Raw genomic sequence first — 1,695 nt, 5'->3', positions numbered from 1 at the left:
TTCATGATACTCGCAGACACAAATATGGCCCCTTAGGCTGAACGGCTTGTAAGGCTTGGATGTGGTGGGCTGCTATGTCTTCCATCCGGGTTAATGGCTTTTCCCCCTCATCTAAACCAAGCGATCGCAAGCCATATAAAGGTTGCTCTGAATCTAGGTGTTGTGCCAAGGGATAGAGATCGAAAACATTGCCCAAGACTCCAGGGACAAAGAACAGAGGAGGTTTTGAACCATTTGGCTGAATCGATACTAAAGTAGAACGGTAAGAGTCATCCTCAACTATACCTTGTTTGATGGAGGCATTGCTTAAACTTTTTGAGTCCTCAAAGGCAAGAACTTCTTGAGCCAAATAACTAGCCAACGCTTCCGGTGTGGGATAGTCAAATAGTAAAGTAGAAGGCACAGACAAACCCAGACTCAATTGGAGAGCATTTCTCAACTCAATAGACATCAAAGAATCTAATCCTAAGTCTATGAGTTTTTGCTCTAATGTTATTCGTTGGGGAGAAATTCCCAGTACTTTGGCTACCTGCGCGCGGACGTGAGTAACCAATAATCCCTGACGCTCTCCCATAGGAGCTGTCTCTAATTGCTTACGCAAATCAACCGACGGAGATGATACTTGTTGATGCTCGTTATTTCGTTCTTTTACAGATTTAAGTTTGACCCATCGATCGATACGAGTTTGTAAATCTCCACTAGATACAATAATTTGATCGAGTTCGAGTTCCTGAGTGGATAAAACCCTTTCAAAGGCTTGGATACCCTCTTCTGGAGTTATGGCAAATTCAGCCAGCCCTGCTGCAATCTCATAATTTCGATCTTGTTTTGGGAATTCCCAAGTCTCCCAGTTTACACTCAACCAAGGAACCGAATTAACCCGGTTCTGCTGGTGAACGAAAACATCCATAAACAGATTGGCTGCCGAGTAAGCAACGTCCCCCAAACCCCCTAGCACTGATGCGATGGAGGACATTAAGATACAAAAGTCAAGGTTTTTGTTCTGCAAAACCTTTGATAAGACTATGGTTCCCTGTACTTTTCCGTGAAAGTGCTGCCAAATATCAGTTTTAGTTATTTCCTTGATGGAACACAATGCCTTGTCTCCGGTAAACATAACACTGTGGATGACTCCATTGATGTTACCAAAGCGAGCCTCTGCTTGTGCGATCGCTTCTTCCATTTGTTGTCCATTGGCTACATCAGCATTGAGTACCATCACCTCCGCTCCCATAGCCTCCATAGCCTGCAATTTCTGAATTTTGCGACTAATCCGATCCTCTGCATCGTGGGTGGCTAGCCATTGAGACCAATCATCCCTGGCCGGAAATAGGGAACGTCCCGTTAAGATCAGTTTGGCGCGTACAGTTTTTGCCAAGTGTAACCCCAGGGACAGACCAATCGCCCCTAGTCCACCGATAATGAGATAAACCCCTTTTTTTGTCAGAGGTAATGTCCCTGCTCCAGGTGTTTCTAATCCCACAGGTTCAAACTTTTGCACCCAGCGATGTTTACCCCGGTAAGCGATGGTTAAATCTTCCGACTCTGCTGTTATTTCCCCCAGTAGTTGGGTTACAAGTTTTTCCTGCTTTTGGTTTTGGGATGGGGGAAGAACAAGATCGATACTGCGACAGTTTATATTTGGATATTCTTGTCCAATAACTTTACAGGCTGCCAGCAGGGTTGCTTTCTCTG

Annotated in this window: 1 protein-coding gene; it reads right to left on the bottom strand. The window is 44.8% G+C overall.

What is annotated here, in order from left to right; genetic code table 11:
• Position 1 precedes the first annotated feature (1 nt).
• On the bottom strand, positions 2–1,695 hold a 1,694-nt coding region (locus tag F6K51_RS36815), incomplete at its 5' end, for an SDR family oxidoreductase (protein WP_293031003.1).

It is taken from the genome of Moorena sp. SIO3I8, from assembly GCF_010692325.1.
Lineage (GTDB): Bacteria > Cyanobacteriota > Cyanobacteriia > Cyanobacteriales > Coleofasciculaceae > Moorena.
This window is presented reverse-complemented; position numbering and strand designations above follow the sequence as displayed.